We start from the raw sequence: 17616 nt of genomic DNA, 5'->3' as shown, positions 1-17616 counted from the left end.
GTGCATCACTATTCTTCAATCTAGGGATCGGATGAGGGCTGTTGCTCGAATTTCATCCGTATCTCTAGTCTTTTTCAAATAAAACGATTGGATGGGGAGCATCCGTGAGGAATGGGTACGATATTAGTGTAGATAGAATGGAGTGGATGAATAATGGATGATTGTGAACTATTTAATCATTATTATGATGCAATTATTAGTTTGGGCAACGACTGTTCTACCGCGGAGAATTTAATTTCAAATGGCTTAGTTAAAATTAGTAGTCCATTTGACTGGATTGAGAGCGATGATACATCTCAAGTTATTAAGCAGTTCGACACAAACTTTGAATCTTTTTTTAATATTGAAAATCTACAGTTAGCTGAAATACAAAATCAAGATGGACGAGTAGTTATTTTGGACAAAGAAACAAATTTTGTGTCAAGACATGATATTTCGAGTGAGAATTTTGTGAATCCGGATTCATTTGGAATCCTTAAATCTAAATTCACCCATAAAGTTGAAAGTTTTAATCAAACATTAATTTTTTGTGAAACTATTCTTTTTATTAGACGTTCTAATGAAGCTACAGATATTGATATGATGAAACTAAAAGATTCTCTGGATAGAAGATTTACAGATAAACAAGTGCATTTATTGCTATTAAAAGATAGCCAAAACGACGTAATCCAGGAAATAATGAAAGATACATGGGTAATATCTTCTACATTCAATTATACCGGAATCAATCCTAAGGATAGTTGGAGAGGAGACTATGTAGCATGGAAAAAAGTATTATCTAAACTGAAGCGAGTATCACACTTGGAAATACTAAAAAAAGTATTACTAGAAAAATTGAATAACAGAAGTATTGTGATTTGGGGTATGGATGGTAATTTTCGAGAGCTTGAAAGTTTCTTGCAAAACATGGGGTTATTGGACTACTATGCGTATGATTATAAATTACCAGTATCATTAACACATGTTACTGATCGCATTTTCACAGAGCCTAGTTTTTTGCGCGATAGATCTAAGTATTTTGTTATTATTCATACAGAACACTATTCTAGGGAAATTTTCGAAAATTTATCAGAAAATAAATTCGAAATTCTGAATGATTACTTTTTTTTATATGCAACTAACATTCATCGGGGGTAGTAAAAAGTCCCGGGAGAGAACTGTTTGGACGAAGAAACAAGAGTCAACTTTCTCGGAGGGAAATGAAACTCGTGCAGACTAACCTAGACGCTAAATTCGGGGAAGATTGGGTACGGCGTACCTTCCGTCTTTGACCAGCTGAGCGATTACTTTTGCGTCCTTCATGTCATTCTTCGTGGGCGAGTTATCGTCCAACTCTTTGCTTTTCTTAACGTGTAGCGGATTTACCACACCATACTTCACTTGCTGTTCTCTTAGGAAATGAGTAAGATTCAGCCAGTAGTGGCCCGTAGGCTCCATATCGATGATGACGTCCTGAAAGCCTTGCTTCGTACCAAGTTTCTTGAACCAATTAACGAAGTATTCAAAACCTTCTCGATTATTTTCAAACGCAATTGGCTTTCCGAACTCGACTCCTCGGTAGTCTTGTGCACGAGCCACATGTTTGAATTTGGCGATGTCTACACCGACAATTAAGGTTGAAGAACTGATTTGATTCATTCGTTCATTTTGAGTAGAATGCATGCTGTAGTCTCCTTGGTTTGTTTTTGGATCCGGTCGCTCACCAGCTCTAGGACCCACAAACATCATACCAAGGAGACTTTTTGTTTCTCAAATCTCGTATTTCTTCATAATAGGAATAATGCTGCCCATTACTTTAATGGAAAAGAGGAGCTGCCGCGAAGCAGGCTTCTCCACTATCGTGCCCAGTTACTTTAATGACCTGGTTGTTGAGCTATCGTACCCGTTAGCGCAATGATTCACATATATTAAGTATCAAAAATTTTATAATACGATTCTGTTTTTGCTTTTATAGAACACCCATTTCTTAAAAATATTCTTTGCATTTTTTTATTTGTTTCATGTGTACTTCCAATGTAATAAGTGGCTCCCATCAGCGCAAGCGCCGCACCACAGATTATGTGGTAATTTCTGTCTTACATGGGATCTTAATGAAAATCGTTTATATGTTATCCCAACCGATGGCCATTTCAACCAAGCTATCCGTCCCGATCGTAATATTTTTCTGCCCTAGAGGTTGACCACCCTGAGATTTGTAAAAGCCAAGAGATGGATTATCCCTTAGTACCCACAGCATCATCGACGAGCAACCATTATTTTTCAATGATTCAACTACTGCGTTGAAGAGTGTTTTGCCTATTCCTAAACCCTGGTGTTCTTTTAACAGGTAAATGGCATATAGCTCACCGTCATGCAAGAATTCCTGATTTCGATTTTGGCCACCGCATGAAAACCCAACAATCTTGTCATCACTGTCTTCAGCGATAAAAACTTTTTCATGTTCTGCGCAATTTTCAAATGTCCAGACCCAGTTCTTTGTCCTACTCTCGACGGAGAGACTTGATAAATATGATTCAGCTATGATGCCTGCATATGTTGTTCTCCAACTACTTACATGTACGAAAGCAATTCTCTCTGCGTCTTCAATGGATGCTTCTTTTACCTTCATTAGACAGGCCTCCATCCTCAGGACTAACTTTCAACCATATGTTACCACAAATAACCAGACTAAACCGACTTCCCTTTAGCGTAACTAAAAAAGAGCAGCTGCGGCCGGCAAACTGCTCCTAAATGCATTCAACTATCGTACCCGTTAGTTCAATACCGAATAAAAACTCCCATGTTATTTACCTTTCAATTTTTTCTTTGAAAATAACGTCTTTATCCCAAATTTTATTCACTTTAATAAGTTTATCATGACTAACTTCACCATCATTTACAGCATATTCAACTTGTGCAGAAACAATATACTGGCCGCCTTTGGTTGATACACCTAAATTTGTAGTTATATACTCGTTAGGATTTGAGTCACTCTTATAATAAATGTACGTATCCGATTCATCTTGAAAAATACTAAATTTTAAATTGTCATTATTTAATTCAATAGCTTTTTTTATAGTTAGGGGAGCTTCTTTTGTCGCTATGACTACATAGTCGACGCTCTTACTAACTCTAAAAAAATAAACAATCATAACTATACTTATAATTGCTAAAACAAATGCTATTTTTTTCTTCATATGATTTTTCTCCCTACTCCATTAGGTACCGACCGCCTGCAAGGCAGTGATTTACCGACTACGAGAAATCACTTCATGTAGAATTCCTTGTACCATACTCCTACAAAGAATATAATGCCAAACAAACACTCTATCCCACTAATTTCCATTCGAACCTTATACGCGTGGTGTCTCGAATTTGTTGCGCAAAAATGCCCGTTACTTCAATGAAAAAAGGAACAGTTGCCAGCCGCGGCGATCTGTTCCTGGTCTTTGCAATATCGTACCCGTTAGCGTAATAAGGTTGCCTAACAAACCAATTCATCGCCCCTTTTCGGTCGTTCCAGATGATTCTACATTTAAAAGATTTGTACCTATTACATTTCCCTTGATATCCAAATACTCTATCATGAGAGCTCCATTTGTTTGAATGGGCAGAGAAGCAAACCATAAAGAATGGCCTCCTTGAGCATGTTCGATAATTTTTGCATTTTGCTGTAGTTCTCCCTCGCCCGTAATGCGAATTTGAGTGACCCAAGGATCTATGAGATCGCCATAAAGAATTGGAAATGGTGTGCCCGGTTGTGCTTTAACATATACAGGGGATGGGTTTGTAACTTCCCCTTTCACCCATTGGTCATACTGAGTTCTTGAAACAAAATCCATCCAGCCTTCGCCGCCTTTAATCCAGCTCCGCGATGTACCGTTGATATACCCAGCCTCCCATGTCATTCCATGCCGCTTTGAATCCTGTTTTGCTGTAAAAATCAATAGCCCGTTGTTTCCCGCGTTTTCTTTATACAGTAATGTTCGATCGGGATCAGGGCTGCTTTGTTCAATTATTTGCAAAATATCCTGGTCCGATAGAGAGCGTACCGGGATATCCGAATGAATGGGAACAGGGATCTCTGGATGGACGGAAACAGGGATTTCTACGATCCATAAACAGGCTGCTGCCGCAAGGATTAAAGTGATCGAAGCCATCCACTTCAAGCCTGAATGCGTTCCTTTCTTTTGAGCGCCCAGCACCCTTTCTTGAATGCTTCTGATTTGAAATTGCTCAGCTCTGACATGGTAAGGTCCTTCTTGAAGCTGTTCTTCCCAGTCTCTGTTCTTCATGGCCGTCCCTCCTGCATCTTTTTTCTCATCTTCGCTCTTGCCCGATGAATTCTTGATTTGACGGTTCCCTCCGGAATATGCAGCAATTCCGATACCTCTCTAATTGAAAGTCCATAGCGTATTTCCAATACCAACACTTCCCGATACTTGTTTGGAAGGGACAATAAATATAGCCAAGTATCATCCATCCAGGCATTTGCGAAAAAAATGGTTTCGGCGGAGGCTGAGATAGCAGAGAATTTAACAACTGGAACAGGTATCATTTTACGGAAAACGGATCTTTTATAGTTAATGGCCTGGTTTCGGCAAATCTGGAGCAGCCAGGTTTTTACTGTTGACTCTCCACGGAAGCCATCCAGGGAAAGAAAGGCGCTAACGAATGTGTCCTGAGCTATATCGTCAGCTGCATCATGCTTTTTGGTTAGAATATACGCAAAATTCCAAACATCCTTCCAGTATTTCACAACAAGTGATTCGATTAAAGGCGGATCGATGCAGTTCATATTTTTAAGATACTCGTCTTCCACTCTTTGCAACACCTCCAAATAAGTAGACAAGGCAATGATCAAAAAGTTCCCATAATAATTTCAAAAAGTCTTCTCCGGGAAACCTGCTGTACATGCGAAAATATCTTATTCGCGAGGCATTTCCATTAACTAACCTTGCCAAGCTCACGAGATAGCACCTTGATTATGGATTGATCTCCAAAAGCCAATTACCATTTTTCATTAGTAAGTTCAATTTCAGCCGAGGTCTGAAAATCTAAATTGAGCGACCCTGGGTGGGAGAACAGGCAGGGCCCAGCAGAAAAAGCCTCCCGAGCAATCGGTAGGCTGCAATATAACATTGATGATGCCTGCGTTCATTCAGATATTTCTTTTACTGGCTTTAACAGCTTATTGGCAAAATCGAGCTAGTTCTTATGGTCACCCGCCGTCATTCACCCTGTCGTGGCGCTGGGCGCACACGAGGGACAACCATGTGGCAGCCCATTTAGTTATTGCGCTATCGTACCCGTTAGTTCAATAAACAAAAGAGAAGCTGCCTCGAAGCAAGCTCCTCCACTATCGTACCCAGTTAGCTTAACACGTCGCGCCTCTTAAAAAATAGAGCAACAGTATTAACTCCAGCCAATAAAAACGGGTATAGCAATAAACCTGCAATAATAATTAACCCTGAAACAGGATTAGGATCATCAGCCGAATTATTCATTGGAAATTGAGAAGCAAAAGTACGTACATATATCCAGTAATAGGGGACCCATGTTATGGATGATAAAAAGTTTATTTTTTTTGCGGGTAAAAATTGTTTGATCAAAATAACGAAACCACCAACTGCTACAAAACTGATAATGATACTAACCCAATTTATAACTTCGAATTCAATCCCAGTTATTCGATTAATTCTATACATATTGACTAATAGTTCACTGATTATAAATGGCAATAAGGCAAAGATAGCACTCAATACATTTAGCTTAACAAAGTACCGCATAATTACTAAAACTACGTATAATCCTTGCTTCATTAAAACCTCCTTATTACCTGTTACTTCCATTGTAAGACGCAAAAGCTAACCGATAAGTTTCGTTCTCCTTACCATTACATCAACATGGATACCATTAAATGTCTTCAATTTGTTGAGCAATTCTTCCCGTTAGCGGAGCGATGGGGGTGCCGTTGCGGCACCCCTACGGCGTTGAACTAACGTACCCGTTAGCTTAATAAGCGACTAAAAAATTAAAACTTTGTGAAAGACAATTTTCAACAGATTATTTGATTTCTAGCTCTTATACTGATTATTATCGTGAATTTATAAGGAGAGAGAAAAATGGATCAGATCGCAAAAATAGAAGGAGATATTAAAAGATTACGATCACACCTTGTTGATTTTGGGGTGCAATGTGGTGATTTATATCAAGAAGAGGTCGTATATCTTAGCCAAAAGCTAGATGAATTGATCATTAGTTATTATAGATTAACGATGACCAAAAATTTAGGATACAAATTTACTAATGCGTACTTAGCTCAATACCCAGCAGTACATATGTACCAAACAAGTGATTAGATAGAGATGTCCGGCGCTCGGCCACAACTGTTTTTTTTATAAGGAAAGCCGCCTGGCAAGCGGCCTCCCGGTCCCGGCTGCGCTCTTTAGAGCTTTTCCCCATCACAAAGATAGGCGTATCCGGCGTATCCGGTCTCAACGCAGCTCATTTATTGGGGACTGTCCCACAACCAGAACACATCGTTATTTTACTTCAGACTATGAAAGTATGTCTACGCAGCACTGTTCTCTTATGAATCTACAATTCTTGCGTTCCGCTCGCTCCCGGCTAAGCTCTCCACCTCTGATCTACTCCAACGCCTATCCCCTTCGAGAGCTTAATATTCCCGACGAAGGAGCTGCCACGGCAGCTCCTTTTGCTTCTTCACAAAATCTCAGATTTTGTGCAGAAGAAAAGGAGCTGACGTAGAAGACATATTCTGCGTCACTAGGTGTACTAATTAAGATTATTAGCAAACTTATGGACCTTAGTAGCAGCATTTCCAATAATCGGTTTACCATGCCCTAGGCAAAGTGTTTCTACATTCATATTATCTATTTTGCGAACGGATTGTTTAGCTATTACTAAATCCGGAGTAGCTGCGATTAATGGTAATGTTAGACAATCGGAGGGTAAGTTCATGAGAATATCACCACCGATCAACATTCGTTGATTTTCTAACCAAAAACCACAATGTCCTGGACTGTGCCCAGGTAAATCAATCACCTCTAAACCAGGAAGTACTTCATCTAAGTGATCACCTTCTATAAACTCAACATGAACGGGTACAGCTATTTGAAAGTTAAGCATAGGTTTAAGCCAATACTTATATACGAGGCGATCAAATCCTCCTAGTTGGGAAGGAGAGGCAAAATGAGGCATTTTCTCCCCGCGAATCACCTCGCTCTCATAACGATGATGAGCATACACTTTTGCTCCTGTTATTGCTTGTAATTCAGCAAGACTTCCAAAATGATCCCAATGAGCATGTGTGATAAGAATCCGTTTAATGTCACTCAGTTGATAGCCGCCACGTTGAAGACCCTTTTTGATTCGTGATACTGAATTAGGCTTGCTTGTATCTACAAGAGTGAGACCATCAGAAGCCTCAATTACATAAACATTTCCCAGCGGTAATCCTTTGATTCGATAAATATGTTTTTGAATTTTTTCCATGTCTAGTCCTCCAGATAAAGCAGAAATTTTTAGTACTGAATAGTACTAATGGATGTCAAAAAAAAAGATCATAGCAATTAAGATGTAGTCGGCTGCAACATTTTTAGTAATGTATCGCGCTCTTTTTGAAATGAATTGGTATTTCTTTTGATACTGATAAGCATTAACATTCCTTCCAGCCATGAACTAAAGATGGAAGCGAGCATATTTGCTGGAAGGTCGTTACGTATTTCGCCTTGTTTAGCTCCTTGTTGAATGAGTTGAGTAAAATGATCAACTTGCTGTTCAAAAAACATCTCAAGTCGTAAGTGAACTTGTTTATTCGTTCTACCGGCTTCCACCATGAGAGAAATGAGTGGACATCCTCCAACGCAGCCTCGTTCCGCTAGTTCTTCTATCAGCACATCTGTGTATTGCTTTATTTTTTCTATCAACGATCCGCGGGTTTCTACGAATCGTTTTTGGAAAAATGTTTCAAGATTTGAGATGTATGCTTCTAAAACAGAAAGTGTTAGATCATCTTTGCTCTTAAAATGATAATAAATATTGGATTTTGATACACCGCTTTGTTTGACCACGTCATCCATCGTTGTGTATGAAAGACCATGGTTACGAAACAATTCAGCTGCCACTTGAATCACATGATCTTGATTAGTTAGCTTATTCATGATTAGAACTATAGAGTACTAAAAGAGGATTGTCAATCTTTGCACACACCAATATGACAGCAAAGTGTTTCGCCTGTTTTTTAGGGGGATGAGCCAAGGACATCATTCCCAAGCCGTACGTTCATCTTTCGGTACATACGGCTCTCCAGAAACACTACAATTATCTATGGTCGTATGCTAAATCACTTAACTTTCCTTCGTATTCCCCCTCGCTTCAAGGTGCACTGGATTTCACAGGTTAAAAATGCATTAGACAAACGATTGTTGGCTTTTCTAAGTTAATTGGTAAAATATCACTAGGCTATGTCCTGTTTTTACACGTATCTCCCCGGTGCCCCTTTATTAAGCTATCGTACCCGTTTAGATGAACAAATTGTAGTCGGTCGTCCCTGACTGCCTTCAATATGCGATGCGATTCCCTTCCTTACGTCGGGAATGAGATCAAGTTCTTGTCATTTGGTTTTGACAAGAACTTTATTTCATAAATGAAAAAAGCCGCGATTTTCGCGGCCTTTAATGGGATAATGTTCTTCTCACCCGACAGGTAATAATAATATCATGAACGTCTATTTAGATTGTCCAGTTTTAGATTTTCTGGGTATTTGTATTGTATTGGGCACTAGTTCTTGTCACCCGACAACAGTGAATGACGAAGTTAATATACAACAAAATGCAGATTGCCGGAGTTTAGGCAGTCTGCATTTTGTCTTACACTATCGCTATTACACTAGTTATTCAATCAGCAGGACTTTTGCCTGGTTCTCTTTTTAGCTTTGTGTGTTTACTTGGGAAACGCGGTTGCTTTCCTTCGCCTAAGCCTTTCGCAGGCGTTGAATCGTCTGTCTCGCCGGAAGGATATTGGCTAGCAGGCCGAGCAGCACAGTTCCAGCCAGCAAGCTACTGTAGGTCCTAACGTCGATCGTCCAGTGCCATTCTCCGTCTTGTGCCAGACCTAGAATACCCAAGATTGCATGCATGATGATGCACCCAATCAGCACTCCAAGAATCGTTACGACGAGCGATTCCCAGCTCAGCATGCGACGGATTTGTCCAAACGTCGCGCCGGCTAAGCGCAGATCGGCAAACTCGCTTGCCCGAGAGCTCGTCGCAATCGCAAATGTGTTGAATATTGAGATTGCCATGAAGAGAATTGAAATGCTTACCAAAAGATCGAACGCGGCTTGTTGGTTGCTGACTGCGTGCGCGGCGTCCTCCTGGCTAAGGACACCTACCATCGGCCACTGTTGACGCAGTCCAACGAGATCGTCTGAGGTAAGAGCGCCGACCGATCCGAGGGCACTCTGCACGTACATGGCACCTGCCATGCCGTTCCGGCCATGTGCTTCGGCCAACTTCCCCGGTAGCAGCAAATCGCCGAGACCGCGGGATAGCCCGTACACAGCGGCGATACGAAGTTCCACCTGTGTGCCGTCCGACAACCACATCTCGATTTTATCGCCTATTCCCCATTGCTGCGACTGTGCCAATTCTGCGCTTACGGCGACTGCATCGTCGGCTATTACGTTCAACTCGCCCGACTGTACACCGAGTTCTAACGTAGGGCTCGACCCGCCTTCGGAAGTTAAGCCTTGCGCCGGATATTTCTTAAGTTTTCCTCCTGCTTCCTGGATCATGACGGACACAGGAATTGTTGCCGTGACGGCAACTACACCGGGCAAGGCACGAATATCAGACATCATGGAGATCGGTAATCCAGGCGTTCCCTGGGCGACGATTTCGTAATCAGCCCCCAAGCGGGCCTGCCGTTGGTCAGTTGAAATGTCATCGAATAGTTTGCTTGACAGAAGCATCGTCCCATTCATCGCGACCAAAAGCGCCAGCGGTAGCGCGATGCCAGCTATGCGGTCCGCGCGTATGCTTGTGTTGGAAGCGGCGAGATCGCCAGTCACACCTCCGGCCTTTCGAATCAGCAAGCCGATCAAGCCGCCTATCGTTTTCACCAGCAGAGGTCCCAGCAGTGTCGCCGCGATCAAGAACAGCATGCAGGCGATGAATGCCATGCCAATCCCAGTCCCGTCTCCTCCGCCAAGCGGTCCAAAGAGGAGAACCGCCAGCCCGCCCGCAACAAAGATGAGACCCAACGCCAGTTTGATCGGGCTGAACGCATGCTTGTAGTCAACCGTCTCCCGCAGTGCTTGTGTGGGCATGATCTGGGCGCTTCTTCGCGCCGCGAGCCAGGCCGCTGTCTGCGTGAGGAGCAGACCCGCCACCACGGCGGCAATGAAGGGCAGCAGACTGAAGCGAACCTCAAACTGCGCGGGAATAACTCCAAGTCCAAGGAGGCGCTCCTTCAAGAATAGGCTAAGCCACCATCCGACTGGGCTCCCGACGACAGAGGCCATTACCGCCACAATCAATGTCTCCAAACCTAACATCTTACGCAGCTGACTCGGTGTGGCGCCAATCGTCCGTAGAAGTGCCAACTCACGGAGTCGTTGTCTTACGGAGAAAGCGACAGTCCCTGCGATGACGAATATGGCGGCGAACACCGTAACGGCTCCCGTTATACCAAGCAACGAGACCGCGCCTACATAGCTGGGCTGCCCCATCGGAGATTCAGCCTTGCTGCGGGCTCCCCCCATGTAGACCAACGCTCCGCCCGCATTATTTTGCAATGTTTCTGCAAGAGCAGAACGGTCTGCACCAGGTTCCGCCAACACACCAATCGCTGATGGCGTTGCGCTGGCAAGTCTCGCGACATCTTCAGTGGAGAAGAAGAGATTTCCTAGAGTCGGTTGTTCGGCTGGTTTCTGCGGCGCCGCGATTCCGGATAGATGGAAAAACTCTACTCCTTGGCTCGTCGCGATTCGAATTTCCTCGTTCAATGCCGCTCCGGCCTTGTCGGCCAAGTCCTCATCCAGTACAACTTCGCCATGGGAAGGCTCGTGGCCCTCTAGCAAGACATATGGCGTCAAGATTGCCGAACTCCACCCGTGCCCCAAGGTTGTCGAGCCATTCCTCCCATGCACCGGGTTGCCTGTTAGGTCGATCGCTTGTGCGTAGAAGGACCAATCCGGAATGACTTCCTTCACACCCGAAATCTTGCCGATATGCTCTGCCAGATTGGCGGGCAGCGCTGGCGCGCCTTCCTTCAACCTCTTGCTTTTCGTCTTCAGTTTGTGCTTGTCACCTTTTTCTAATTGAATCGTCACATTCCGGTCTGCCGTGATCACCGCATCCGCGCCCGCGAAACGGTTCGCGTCTGAATGACCCCGAAGCGCCGACTCCATCAGCAGCCCGCTCGACGCGATGATCGCGATTGCGAGCGTGGCCGCAACGAAAGTACCGACGAAGATTCCTTTGCGCGCGCGGAGCGCCGCCCATGCCAAACTCACCGTCATCTCGCATTCAACTCCATCATTTGATCGGCGATCTGTCGGGCAGAAGGTGAGACGAGCATGTCTGCCAGTTTTCCATCAGCTAAGAAAACGACCCGGTCCGCCCAAGCTGCAGCCGCGGCGTCGTGCGTGACCATGATTACCGTCCTCCCATACTGATCGACAACATCGCGCATCAATTGCAGGATCTCGATCCCGGTTTTCAGATCCAGCGCCCCGGTCGGTTCATCCCCAAACAAGACGTCCGGTCGTCCTGCCAATGCCCTGGCTATAGCGACCCGTTGTTGCTGGCCACCGGATAGCTGTCCTGGCAAGGCCTGTTCCTTGCCCTTCAATCCGACTTGTTCCAAAACTTCGCTTGCCCATTTCTTGTCTGGTCGAACGCCGGCCAGCCGTTGCGGCAGCAGTATGTTCTGCCACACTGAGAGCGATTGAATCAAATTGAAGGATTGAAAGACGAAGCCCACTTGCCGACGCCGCATTTCAGTTAACTGGGGTTCTCGCAACCCGCTCACTTCCGTTTCGCCGATCGTCACGCTCCCCGAGGTCGGCTTATCCAGCCCGGCGGCGCAGTGCAGAAGTGTCGATTTTCCCGAACCGGACGGCCCCATCACAGCCGTGAACGTTCCTTTCGCGAAACTTAAGGTCACCCCTTGAAGGGCTTGAACACCTGCCCTGCCCGGATATGTCTTCGATACAGCTTCCAAATGAACGGCTGGCCGATCTCCACGCACCGCCGTAGGTCTTGCCATTGCTTGATTCTTCATTTCCATTCCTCTCTTCCTCATTTTAAAACCGCTCGCGGTCATTTAATAAGTGCGTTTATATGTGAGTCCCCATCCGCCTGCAATCAGTACGATAGAAATCGCTGCGTTCAAGCCGAATCCCTGCAAGACAGAATCGTTCATTAGCAGAATTGATAGTCCGTTCGCGACATAGCCGCGCATCGATTCGATGGACAGACTAACCGGGATTGCGGTGATCAGGACGCCCCAGGCAATCCAACCCGAGTAATGACGCATGCCGGAGAACAGAAAATGGAGCAGCGAAGCTAGCATCATATATGCGCCGAATTGATAGAGAAAACTCCCCCAGTAGCTGAAGCGATTCCAATGAAAGACTTCCAGAATGTTATACATAGCATAATAATTCCGAAGCACGTGAATCTCCAATTGTAGCCATGCCACATTGAGTATGGATAATACCAAGGCGAGCGCCACGTAGAAAGCCAATAGTCCTCTATAGTATTCGCCTCTAGTTGATCCAAGATTTAAAATTTTGCGAAAAATGGTCGTAGGAAGAACTGAAGCGGCGAACAATAGAAAAGCGATGACGATGTTGCCTGCCGATGCAGTCGTGCTCGTGCCCGTTCCGGCCGTAATTCCTACGATCACGTTCACTAGTATTGATAGGATGCACACGCCAATGATTGCATACCCATAGATTCGCAAACTAATCAAACTGGCTCTTGTCTGAGCCCAATATTTATTCATCCTGATCGCCCCCCATCACCAAATAGGCGAATAATTTTTGAAGCGAAAGTTCGTCGAAAACAACGCCCTGCCGGATGCCTTCCTTTTTCTCTTTCTCGTCGATCGTATCGAAGACAGCTACTAACGCTCCGTTTCCGTACTTCTCTTTGTAGATCACCCTCTTGCCGTTCGTCAATTGTTCGAGCGCTTCTAAGTTCCCCCGAAGCAAGTACGACCGGCTGCGAATCGAATCGATTTCTTCGTTCAGCAGGATGATTCCGGCATCCAAAATGTAGATTCGCTCGACGACACTGGCGATTTCGTCAATGAGATGCGTAGATAGGAAGATTGTCCGTGGTTGTTCGGTGAAATCTTCCAGTAGGATGCGATAGAACTTCTCTCGCATCAGCACGTCCAGTCCGAGCACGGGTTCATCGTACACGGTGAGGGACGCGCGGCTGGCCAAGCCAATGATGTTACCGACTAGCGATTCCATGCCTTTCGATAGTTGGCGCATCTTCTTATCCGCGTCTAGACGGAACACCTTGATTAGCTCTCTGGTGAAATCCCAGTCCCAATTTTCGTAATAAGCGGAAGCGATCTCGAGCGTCTCCATCACACGCGCGCCTCCGAAGTAAGCCTTCTTTTCCTTTACGTAACAAATCTGCTTAGGCTTCTCCCCTGGTTTTATACTTCGGCCCTCCACTTCAACCGTGCCGGCATCAGGACGAATGCCTCCGCCGATCATATTGAGCAGTGTCGTTTTGCCGGCACCGTTGCGGCCGAGTAGACCGTAAATGACGTTCTCATCCAGCCGAAGATCTATGCCGCGTACGGCCTTCGTTCTGCCATAGCCCTTCGCTAATCCAACACATTCCAGTATGGTAGTCAAAGCAAGTTCATCCCTTTCGCTCTTGCCGAATCATGGCAATAAGTTCGTCCGTGGTCATACCGAGTTTCTCTGACTCGTCCAGCAGTCTAAGCAGAAAGTCTTCGCGGAAACGTGAGATTCGCTTGCGAATGATCTTCTCTTTCGCTCCTTTAGCCACGAACATGCCGAGCCCTCTCTTCTTGTACAGAATCAATTCGTTGACGAGTAAATTAATTCCCTTAACGACCGTTGCAGGATTCACTTCGAACGTCCGCACGATCTGACTGACCGAGATCACCTGATCTTCTTCTTGGTACAAGCCCGTAATAATATCGTTCTCGATCATCTCGGCAACTTGTTGAAAGATGGGTTGCCCGCTGTCGAAATTCATATCCACCTCATCACCTTCCGATGCTATCTCTTTCTCGGAGTATTATAGTATGTCATTCATGTAACATACTATAATACCAACATAGCAAAATTGTCAATTGTTTCTTCTTGGTGTTCTGATTTTCTTTTTATACCTCGATCCTGTATGGCTCCGTTAACTGTTGGAATTGGGTTCTTGTCGCTTGACATGATTTGTCGAATTTAAGAATATGTACCCGTTAACAACACAGGAGGCTGCCGATCAATTTGTCCGACACACTCGTCATGATTAAGCTTTAACAGCATTAGGTAAGCAACAGCTTTTCCCTGCTCTACACGAAGCGTAACAGTTTCCAAAGCACTCCGCGCACCATCTAACCAACCAAGTTCATGTCATTGCAAGTTGACAAGAACTTGCTTACATTACAAAAAAGTTTGCAATTTATACGGACTTCAATATTATTTTGACACCTAGCAGTTATTCACATTATAAGTTGGTCCTTCTAACGAAAAAAGGCTGCCTTATTCTCGGCAACCTAACGTTTCTTTTGTGAGTTCTTACTGAACCTCCACAAATGTCTGCTGAAATTCCAGCAGACATTTGTGCTATAAAATGAATTCTTGGAACACTGGCGACCGCAACATGCCGTTGCGAGCGACAATCTCACCGATGTCAAACCATACCCTGAGAAAAAAAGAATAAGCAAAAAGAAAATTGTAGAACAACTAGGCAAGCACGAAGAAGCCATCAACCTAGTCCTCGAACTTGGTCCCAAGGCGATTGCCCCGTTCAAAAAGTACCATCCATTAAAAATTACAATTTCATACACGAATCCTTATCAAGCCACGGCCATATTAAAAACTTTCATCAATGTTCATCATCCGGATGAATTGGCCGAAATAACAAATTGGCTACTTTTCTTAGGTTGAGATATCAAGGTCAGGGAAATACCAAAAGAGGTTGTAGAAGGATTACAGGAGAGAGTGGATGTTTTAGGGAACGAGTAATTGACCGTAACTACCGCCTGTAACGGATTTGACCCGTGTCACCGGTATGCAAAAGGGCGGAATTAATAATCATTTTGAGAATAAGGATCACCTTGCCCTAGAAGCGTTTGAACATGCTGCATCGGTATTGAGGGCTTGTTACGTGAATGCGATGGCTAACAAAAAGACGGCTTTTGAAAAGCTGGCTGCCTTCATTTCGGTTTATCAAAATGCTTATGACAACCCCCCGATTGCAGGCGGCTGTCCCGTTCTAAACACAGCCATCGAAAGTGATGACGCCCATCCGGCATTAAAGGAAAAGGCGCAAATGGCGATGGGCGATTTTTTGGAATTAATCCGTTCTCTTCTTCGGTTGGGTATCGAGCAAGGCTAGATTAAAGAAGAGTTAGAGGTGCAAGAATTAGCCATCTATATTACCTCAGTTATTGAGGGCTGAGTCATGCTGAGTAGACTTTACGAAGACAATGCACATGTCCGTTCAAACATAAATCGGTTGCTTTGAGAGATTGAAAGGTACCGAACGGGAAATTGAATCACCGCAGGACCTTATTCAAGTTGTATTATTTTTGTATTAAGATTACGAACACCTTAGTAGAGAAAGACAAATCGCTCCCGCCTGCCTTCTAATTGCTAATGTCCGGATTATAACATTTCCGCATAACTGCCCGTTAACGTAGTGAAGCTGCCGTTCTTGCCGGCAGCTTCATCAACTATTTATTGAGCTATCGTACCCGTTAGTTGAACAAGTTCTCGCTATGTCCCCACCTTGACCCAAAAGCCGGTCAGTAACAGTTTCTTGATTCAGCAGCTGATTCACTCTTTGATCCAGCCTACCAGCCCATCCTTGTTCTCAGATTGGAGATGTGGGCTGTATGATGACGTCCGTGCCAGGCATAGATCCCAAGGTTTACATCTAATCGGATGATACCAGAGTCAGGATGAGTAAAGGTACGCTCCCACTGTGTGTCCAGCAATGACAACAGTAATAATCCCCAGCGCGCATGGAGCTGATCGAGCAGCCCTAAAGATAAAGAAATATCCGCTAAGCGGCTATCGTCAAGCTCTGCCCAACGTGCTTCATCATAAGGTTTAATAGTCGGCCCAACTTCAGTCAACGCAAGCTTGAAACGAATCAGACTATTCAAATGACTGTCAGCCAAATGATGCACTACTTGTCGAACAGTCCAGCCCTGCGGCCGATATGGTGTATCCAGTTGCTTCTCATCAAGCCCCTCGATCGCTTGACGGATCTGCAAGGGCAACACTTCGATTTCTTCGATCCAGCGAAGACGTTGCTCCTTGGAAACCACACCGCTCCATTCAAATTTACCAATCGGAAATTTCAAGGCTTTCATTTTCAGTTCTGTCAATTCTAATCTCCCCTTATCATTAATACGAGTATTAATTTACAAACCACTCTACGGTTCATTTAGATAAAGACAAAAAAGGCAGGCCTACGTTAATCACACTACCTCTGTACTATCTGTTACAATACGCGGCTGCTGGCAACCGCGTATTGGTTTTTTATTATGCTATCGTACCCGTTAGCGTAATCATCACTATGACCGGCTATTGAGCTAACGTACCCGTTAGCCTAACGACGAGCAGTGGAAATCTGTACATAATCACTTATTTTGTGAAGATGAAAAAGGGATCCGCCGTAGCTAAGCTTAGCGACAGGAAGAAGCAGCTGCCGCGGCAGCACACTGCTCGTTAGCTGATGTCAGGCTTCATTAACATTAACAATTAATGTTCCGTGTAGCTTTTCACCAACAAAAGCATTAAGTTTCCATAGTCCTTTCGTTGGCAGACTGAATCCTGAAGGCGATGCAGCAGTTGCCCCCCAATTTTCTCCACCTAAAACGCGTTCAACTATAGTTAGCTCCTCACCCGTTTCACTTATGGCAATTACTTTTAATGGCTTATTTACAATCTCATCCTTGTTTCCCCATAATAGCCACATATATTTTTGTGTTTGCCCCGCAACAAATGGAGTATTACTTATAGCAATTCGCCCTTCATCCCCAAGCCAGTCAGCTTTGATTTGTTTTCCCTCATCATTTGTTGTTGTTAACTCGACCGTTCCCGTTTCCTTCCATTCCTTTGTTAAGACCGATTCATCGTTGCTACAGCCAGATATGAGAGTGACGACAGCAAACACAAGTACTGTCAATATCCTAAACACCCTATACACCTCCAATTCAATTCTTATGATTTAATTTACACTAAACGGAAGTTGTTGGTCGTTATACATTACTGCCCACTAGATGGGCTAATGGCTGCCGCGCGGCAACCATAGGCATTACGTTATCGTAATCCGTTAGCGTAACGACAGTTTCAACACATTCCTTATCTTATGTATTGAACATGAA

General features: G+C 44.3%; 17 protein-coding genes and 3 pseudogenes. 4 read left to right on the top strand and 16 right to left on the bottom strand.

Annotated elements, in window-relative coordinates; translation table 11 throughout:
• The first annotated feature begins 153 nt into the window (after window positions 1–153).
• Window positions 154–1137, top strand: a complete 984-nt coding sequence (locus tag AC0YOB_RS25440) for a DUF1796 family putative cysteine peptidase (RefSeq protein WP_475795139.1) — start codon at window positions 154–156, stop codon at window positions 1135–1137.
• A gap of 99 nt (window positions 1138–1236) precedes the next feature.
• On the opposite strand, the pseudogene AC0YOB_RS25435 reads toward AC0YOB_RS25440, so the two are convergent.
• The 7 genes and pseudogenes from AC0YOB_RS25435 to AC0YOB_RS25405 form a co-directional block, all read right to left on the bottom strand.
• Window positions 1237–1662 (bottom strand): annotated as a pseudogene (locus tag AC0YOB_RS25435) (IS110 family transposase); the annotation flags it as partial.
• Window positions 1663–1907: 245 nt separating this feature from the next.
• Window positions 1908–2033 (bottom strand): annotated as a pseudogene (locus AC0YOB_RS25430) (GNAT family N-acetyltransferase); the annotation flags it as partial.
• A gap of 68 nt (window positions 2034–2101) precedes the next feature.
• On the bottom strand, window positions 2102–2608 hold the full coding sequence (locus AC0YOB_RS25425) for an N-acetyltransferase family protein (protein ID WP_475795138.1): 507 nt from the start codon (window positions 2606–2608) through the stop codon (window positions 2102–2104).
• 178 nt (window positions 2609–2786) lie between these two features.
• Window positions 2787–3176, bottom strand: a complete 390-nt coding sequence (locus AC0YOB_RS25420; RefSeq protein ID WP_475795137.1) for a hypothetical protein — start codon at window positions 3174–3176, stop codon at window positions 2787–2789.
• A gap of 300 nt (window positions 3177–3476) precedes the next feature.
• Window positions 3477–4274 (bottom strand): hypothetical protein, encoded by a 798-nt coding sequence (locus AC0YOB_RS25415; RefSeq protein WP_475795136.1) that lies wholly within the window; start codon window positions 4272–4274, stop codon window positions 3477–3479.
• On the bottom strand, window positions 4271–4801 hold the full coding sequence (locus tag AC0YOB_RS25410; protein WP_475795135.1) for an RNA polymerase sigma factor: 531 nt from the start codon (window positions 4799–4801) through the stop codon (window positions 4271–4273). The genes AC0YOB_RS25415 and AC0YOB_RS25410 overlap by 4 nt, the downstream gene beginning before the upstream one ends.
• Window positions 4802–5351: 550 nt before the next feature.
• Window positions 5352–5801 carry a hypothetical protein gene (locus tag AC0YOB_RS25405; protein WP_475795134.1) on the bottom strand — a complete coding sequence of 150 codons (450 nt, stop codon included), beginning with the start codon at window positions 5799–5801 and terminating at the stop codon, window positions 5352–5354.
• Window positions 5802–6104: 303 nt separating this feature from the next.
• On the opposite strand from AC0YOB_RS25405, the gene AC0YOB_RS25400 reads away from it, so the two are divergent.
• Window positions 6105–6341, top strand: coding sequence for a Spo0E family sporulation regulatory protein-aspartic acid phosphatase (locus tag AC0YOB_RS25400; protein ID WP_475795133.1), 237 nt, complete (start codon window positions 6105–6107; stop codon window positions 6339–6341).
• A gap of 436 nt (window positions 6342–6777) precedes the next feature.
• On the opposite strand, the gene AC0YOB_RS25395 is transcribed toward AC0YOB_RS25400, so the two are convergent.
• From AC0YOB_RS25395 to AC0YOB_RS25365, 7 genes are all read right to left on the bottom strand, one after another.
• On the bottom strand, window positions 6778–7497 hold the full coding sequence (locus tag AC0YOB_RS25395; protein WP_475795132.1) for an MBL fold metallo-hydrolase: 720 nt from the start codon (window positions 7495–7497) through the stop codon (window positions 6778–6780).
• 77 nt (window positions 7498–7574) lie between these two features.
• Window positions 7575–8129 (bottom strand): TetR/AcrR family transcriptional regulator, encoded by a 555-nt coding sequence (locus AC0YOB_RS25390; protein WP_475795131.1) that lies wholly within the window; start codon window positions 8127–8129, stop codon window positions 7575–7577.
• A gap of 848 nt (window positions 8130–8977) precedes the next feature.
• Window positions 8978–11527 carry an FtsX-like permease family protein gene (locus AC0YOB_RS25385; RefSeq protein WP_475795130.1) on the bottom strand — a complete coding sequence of 850 codons (2550 nt, stop codon included), beginning with the start codon at window positions 11525–11527 and terminating at the stop codon, window positions 8978–8980.
• Complete coding sequence (locus AC0YOB_RS25380; protein ID WP_475795129.1) at window positions 11524–12297, bottom strand: ABC transporter ATP-binding protein; 774 nt, start codon at window positions 12295–12297, stop codon at window positions 11524–11526. The genes AC0YOB_RS25385 and AC0YOB_RS25380 overlap by 4 nt, the downstream gene beginning before the upstream one ends.
• A gap of 36 nt (window positions 12298–12333) precedes the next feature.
• Window positions 12334–13017: a hypothetical protein gene (locus tag AC0YOB_RS25375; protein WP_475795128.1), complete on the bottom strand. Its 684-nt coding sequence runs from the start codon at window positions 13015–13017 to the stop codon at window positions 12334–12336.
• Window positions 13010–13822, bottom strand: coding sequence for an ATP-binding cassette domain-containing protein (locus AC0YOB_RS25370; protein WP_475790720.1), 813 nt, complete (start codon window positions 13820–13822; stop codon window positions 13010–13012). Before AC0YOB_RS25370 ends, AC0YOB_RS25375 begins: the two co-directional genes overlap by 8 nt.
• Window positions 13823–13895: 73 nt before the next feature.
• Window positions 13896–14258 (bottom strand): GntR family transcriptional regulator, encoded by a 363-nt coding sequence (locus tag AC0YOB_RS25365; RefSeq protein WP_475790711.1) that lies wholly within the window; start codon window positions 14256–14258, stop codon window positions 13896–13898.
• A gap of 635 nt (window positions 14259–14893) precedes the next feature.
• On the opposite strand from AC0YOB_RS25365, the pseudogene AC0YOB_RS25360 reads away from it, so the two are divergent.
• Both AC0YOB_RS25360 and AC0YOB_RS25355 read left to right on the top strand, forming a co-directional pair.
• A pseudogene (locus AC0YOB_RS25360) lies at window positions 14894–15163 on the top strand (helix-turn-helix transcriptional regulator); the annotation flags it as partial.
• Between the two features lie 127 nt (window positions 15164–15290).
• Window positions 15291–15617 (top strand): TetR/AcrR family transcriptional regulator, encoded by a 327-nt coding sequence (locus tag AC0YOB_RS25355; RefSeq protein WP_475790710.1) that lies wholly within the window; start codon window positions 15291–15293, stop codon window positions 15615–15617.
• A gap of 457 nt (window positions 15618–16074) precedes the next feature.
• Here the strand turns inward: AC0YOB_RS25355 and AC0YOB_RS25350 are convergent, their stop codons facing one another.
• The gene (locus AC0YOB_RS25350) at window positions 16075–16599 is read right to left on the bottom strand and encodes a YfiT family bacillithiol transferase (protein ID WP_475790719.1); all 525 of its coding nucleotides are present in this window, start codon (window positions 16597–16599) and stop codon (window positions 16075–16077) included.
• 368 nt (window positions 16600–16967) lie between these two features.
• Window positions 16968–17417, bottom strand: coding sequence for a hypothetical protein (locus AC0YOB_RS25345; protein ID WP_475795127.1), 450 nt, complete (start codon window positions 17415–17417; stop codon window positions 16968–16970).
• Window positions 17418–17616 lie beyond the last annotated feature (199 nt).

This window comes from Paenibacillus sp. JT31N17, assembly GCF_056269255.1.
The sequence above is the reverse complement of the archived record's forward strand: the minus strand, read 5'-3'. Positions and strand labels throughout refer to the sequence as shown.